The sequence below is a fragment of the Terriglobales bacterium genome (genome assembly GCA_035624475.1).
Lineage (GTDB): Bacteria > Acidobacteriota > Terriglobia > Terriglobales > Acidobacteriaceae > DASPRL01.
The window spans coordinates 1-4,808 of the sequence record DASPRL010000091.1 but is presented as its reverse complement, the minus strand read 5'-3'; the positions used below and the strand labels follow the sequence as shown (position 1 = coordinate 4,808).

At 67.5% G+C, this 4,808-nt stretch carries 5 protein-coding genes; 3 read left to right on the top strand and 2 right to left on the bottom strand.

Annotated features, from left to right (window positions below; all coding sequences use genetic code 11):
• Positions 1 to 260 precede the first annotated feature (260 nt).
• From VEG08_03990 to VEG08_03980, 3 genes are all read left to right on the top strand, one after another.
• Entirely contained in the window at positions 261 to 620 is a 360-nt protein-coding gene (locus VEG08_03990; GenBank protein HXZ27144.1) for a hypothetical protein, read from the top strand.
• A gap of 42 nt (positions 621 to 662) precedes the next feature.
• On the top strand, positions 663 to 2,903 hold the full coding sequence (locus tag VEG08_03985; protein HXZ27143.1) for a TonB-dependent receptor: 2,241 nt from the start codon (positions 663 to 665) through the stop codon (positions 2,901 to 2,903).
• A gap of 98 nt (positions 2,904 to 3,001) precedes the next feature.
• Positions 3,002 to 3,607, top strand: a complete 606-nt coding sequence (locus VEG08_03980; GenBank protein HXZ27142.1) for a thioredoxin domain-containing protein — start codon at positions 3,002 to 3,004, stop codon at positions 3,605 to 3,607.
• Positions 3,608 to 3,670: 63 nt separating this feature from the next.
• Here VEG08_03980 and VEG08_03975 read toward each other — a convergent pair whose 3' ends face one another.
• Both VEG08_03975 and acnA read right to left on the bottom strand, forming a co-directional pair.
• Positions 3,671 to 4,153 (bottom strand): redoxin domain-containing protein, encoded by a 483-nt coding sequence (locus VEG08_03975; protein ID HXZ27141.1) that lies wholly within the window; start codon positions 4,151 to 4,153, stop codon positions 3,671 to 3,673.
• Positions 4,154 to 4,296: 143 nt separating this feature from the next.
• Positions 4,297 to 4,808, bottom strand: a 512-nt coding sequence (gene acnA, locus VEG08_03970; GenBank protein ID HXZ27140.1) for an aconitate hydratase, incomplete at its 5' end; no start/stop codon positions are given.

The following is a 4,808-nucleotide window of genomic DNA, read 5'->3' as shown; positions in this document are numbered from 1 at the left end:
CCACGGCCAGGTTGCGGACATTGGCGCCTTCGTAAACCTTCACGCTTGGACTCCTTTCAGAACTCCCCTGGGGCGAACTTGGCAGGACGGCCGGCGGCGGGCTCCCCCGCAGAACCGGGCCGCGTGACAGGGGCAAACAGGGAATGCTAGCACACGCAAAATGGCAGGCTCAACCGCGGTGGGCGCTTGCGCTGGCGACCCAGCGTTGTGTAGCCTTGAGGGCCTCTCCGCCATCTGGACCAGGGCAGAGTCCAGGATCGATGCGACGCAGCCTCTCCATCTTCGTGCTGGTGTTGCTGCTGGCGCCGCTGGCGTTGCCGCTAACGCTTGCCGGGGGCGCGCCCGCCCTGCCGATCTGTTGCCGCGCGGGAGGCGCGCACCACTGCACCGGCATGGCCGAATTGCGCCTGCCGGGCGACGGCTTCCGCGAGGCCGCCGGCAAGTGCCCCTATGCTCACGCCACTCTGCTGTCCAACGTGCTGCGCGCGCAGGCGCCGGCGGCGGTTCCGGCGCCGCTCGCCACGCAAGCTGCAAGCGTCCCAACGGCCAGCACCCAGGCGGCCGCGCCCGCCCTCGGCCTCCAGTCTCCGCGCGCTCCTCCCGCTCGCTCCTCCCTGTAATCCCGCAAGGCCGATTCTTCGATCCTGGAGGAGTGATCCCGTATGACGTGGCTCGCGCTGCGCCTGAGAGATTCTTTGCTACGAACCGTGCTGGTGGCGCTGGTGTTTTCCCTGGCCTCGCTGCCGGCCCTGGCCACCGCCCTGGGTAACGTCCGCGGCCTGGTGCATGACCCGGACCATCGTCCCATCCAGGGAGCGGAGGTCACGCTGCGCGCCCTCAACCTGCAGTGGTCGAAAACGGTGGTCAGCAACGATGAGGGCGAATTCCAGTTCGACGCGGTGGAGGCGGGGGAATACCAGGTCGAGGTGACCGCGCCCGGCTTTGCGCCCCAGCAGCAGCGCATCCTGGTCACCACCGGCCGGGCTCTGGAGCTGCACTTCCCCATGCGGGTGGCGCCGGTCACGCGGAGCATCGAGGTCTCGGCCGAGCCCGCCACCGTCGACACCACCTCCTCCACCACCCAGAGCGTGATCGAGCGCCGGCAGATCGTCACCACCCCCGGCGCCCAGCAGGCCAACAGCCTGGCCATGATCACCGACTACGTGCCCAGCGCCGTCATCGCACACGACCAGCTGCACATCCGCGGCGGCCACCAGGTCACCTGGATGCTCGACGGTGTGCCCATGCCCAACACCAGCATCGCCACCAACGTGGGCCCGCAGTTCGATCCCAAGGACATCGATTCCATCGAGGTACAGCGCGGCGGCTACACCGCCGAGTACGGCGACCGCACCTACGGCGTCTTCAACGTCATCACCCGCTCCGGCTTCGAGCGCTCCAACGAGGGCGAAGTCGTGGCCAGCTACGGCAGTTTCCACGGCACCGACGACCAGCTCAGCTTCGGCAGCCACAGCGAGCGCTTCGCCTACTACGCCAGCGTGGCCGGAAACCGCAGCGACCTGGGTCTGGAGACGCCCTCGCCCCAGGTGCTGCACGACCTGGGCACCGGGCTCAGCGCCTTCACCTCGCTCATCTTCAACGTCACCCCCAGCGACCAGGTCCGGCTGCTGGCCTCGGCGCGCGGCGACCACTACCAGGTGCCCAACACCCCGGAGCAGCAGGCCGCCGGCATCCGCGACACCGAGGACGAACGCGACGTCTTCGTCAACTTTTCCTGGATCCACACCGTAAGCAGCGGCGTAGTGCTGACCGTCTCCCCCTTTTACCACTTCAACCGCGCCCACTACCTGGGCGGGCCGGAGGACACCCCGGTCAGCCCCGAGCAGGACCTGGGCTCCAACTACGTCGGCGGGGTGAGCACGTTGGGCGTGGTGCGCGGCAAGCACAACGCCCGCTTCGGGGTGCAGGTCTTCGGCGAGCACGACAACGCCTTCTTCGCTGTGACCACGCCCGGCGACGCCGCCTCCCTGTCCTCCCGCGTCATCACCTGGGGCGACGTCGAGGCCGCCTTCCTGGAGGACCAGTACCGGGCCACGAGCTGGCTCACGCTCAACGGCGGGGTGCGGCTCACGCGCTTCTCCAGCGCGTTCACCGAGACCGCCGCCGACCCCCGCATCGGCGCCGCCATCGATCTGCCCCGCCTGGGCTGGGTGCTGCACGGCTTCTACGGCCGCTATTACCAGCCGCCGCCGCTGCTCACGGTCTCCGGACCGGTGCTGGCGCTGGCGGCCACCGAGGGCTTCGGCTTCCTGCCCTTGCACGGCGAGCGCGACGAGCAGTGGGAGGCCGGCCTCACCATCCCCGTGCGCGGCTGGGTGCTGGAGACCACCTACTTCCACACCGCCGCCAAGAACTACTTCGACCACGACGTCCTGGGGAACTCCAACATCTTCTTCCCGCTCACCATCGCGCGCGCCCGCATCCACGGCTGGGAGACCACCCTGCGCTCGCCCCGGATCGCGGGCCGCCTGCAACTCTACCTGGCCTACTCTCACCAATACGCGCAAGGCGCCGGCGGGGTGACGGGCGGGCTGACCGACTTCGAGCCCCCCGACAGCGGCTATTTCTTTCTCGACCACGACCAGCGCGACACTTTGAGCACCGGCTTCTACCTGGGCCTGCCTTGGAGGAGCTGGGCCTCGGGCAACGTGGCTTATGGCTCCGGTTTCCTGGATGGAGACGGGCCCGCGCACCTCTCCCCCCACACCACCGTGGACCTGGCCCTGGGCAAGTCCTTCGGCGAGGATTGGTCGGTCCAGATCGCCGGGCTGAATCTCTCCAACCACCGCTACCTGCTCGACAACAGCAACACCTTCGGTGGCACCCACTACGTCAACCCGCGCCAGGTCATCTTCCAGGTGCGCTACCGCTTCCACTATTGAGGCGCGCCGGCCGCATGACGCCGGCCAGCCCTTTCAGCTACCATGGGCATCTAACCGCAGGAGAAGGTCCAACCGACAAGGATGGGGAGAGCAGACGAATGAGGAACCGCGGGGTGTTCCGGATGGTGGCGGCGCTGGCGCTGCTGGCGCTACCGGCGCTGGCGCAGGATCCCAGGAGCGAGGTGCTGCGTCCGCCCAAGGGCGCCAAGGTGGCCCTGGTGGTCTTCGAGGACCTGCAGTGCCCGGATTGCGGGCGCGCCGCTCCCCTGCTCAGCCAGGCTGCCCGCACCTACAAGATCCCGCAGGTGCGCTACGACTTCCCCCTGAAGATGCACCCCTGGGCGCGCCAGGCGGCCATCTTCGCCAAGTACTTCGACACCAAGTCGAAGGCCCTGGGCGACGAGTTCCGCGACTACATCTTCGCCAACCAGCCCGTCATCACACCCGACAACCTGCGCAGCTACGCCGAAAAGTTCGCCGGCGAGCACAAGCTGGCCCTGCCCTTTGCCGTCGACCCCATGGGCGTGCTGGAGAAGAAGGTGGACCAGGACATCAACGTGGGCCTGAGCGTGGGCGTGCAGCACACTCCCACCATCTATGTGGTCAGCGACGCGCGCGCCGGCACCCCCTTCGTCGAGGTGGTGGACCGCAGCCAGCTCTTCCAGATGATCGACGAGATGAAGCGGCAGGCGGGCGCGCGCTAGCCCGGCGCCTTTCCCGGCAGAAGGAAACCCCGCCCGCGGGCGGGGTTTTTCACGGTCGCAGCCTCAGAGCTTGCGCAGGACCTCGAAGCAGTCTTGGTTGTTGGGTTGCGTGTCGAGAGGATAGACCTTGGCGAAGACGATCTTGCCGCGCTTGTCCACGATGAAGACGGTGCGGTCGTTGATGCCGGGGATGGGGTCGCCGGTGCGCAACACCTTGTACTTCTTGGCCACCGCGCCGTGGGGGTAGAAGTCCGAACACAGCGGGTAGTGGAGCATCCCGATGTCTTTCTTCTGCCACGCGATGTGGCAGAAGAGGGAGTCCACGCTTACGCCCACGACCTGGGCATCGAAGCCGGCGAACTTCTCGAGGTCCGCGTCGTACGCCGACATTTGCGCGGTTCAAGTCGGGGTCCAGTCCAGGGGATAGAAGGCCAGGACCACGTGCTTCTTGCCGCGGTAGTCCCTGAGCTTGAGCTTGCCCTTCAGGTCGCCGGTGACCGCGGGCAGCTCGAAGTCCGGCGCCGTGGTGCCGACTTTCAACGCCATGGACGTGCCTCCGCTTGCACAACCGATGACTTGACGCGAGTCCATTCTATGCGGCGGGCCGCGAGGGCGGCAAGCGGGGAGAGAGCAAGGCAGAAGGCAAAGACGGCGCCATCACTTCCTTTTGCCTTTTTCCTTTTGCCTTGTTACTTCCTCCCCACCAACTGCCGCAGGACGTAGTGGAGGATGCCGCTGTGGCGGTAGTACTGGGCTTCCTGGGGGGTGTCGATGCGTACCGTGGCCTGGAACTCCTTCACCTTGCCGTCGGCGGACTTGGCGCGCACTTTCACCATCGAGCCGGCAGAGAACTTCTCCACCACCGCGGGGATGCCGGTGATCTCGTAAACCTCTTCGCCGCTCAGGCCCAGGGAGTCCGCATTCTGCCCGGCGGGGAACTGCAGCGGCAGGATGCCCATGCCGACGAGGTTGGAGCGGTGGATGCGCTCGTAGCTTTCGGCGATGACCGCGCGCACGCCCAAGAGCAGCGGGCCCTTGGCCGCCCAGTCGCGCGAGGAGCCGGAGCCGTACTCCTTGCCCGCCAGGAGGACGAGCGGCACGCCCTCCTTCCGGTACTGCTCGGAGGCCTCGAAGATGGTGGCCACCGCGCCGTCGGGGAAGTGGCGGGTGAAGCCGCCCTCGGTGCCGGGAGCGAGCTGGT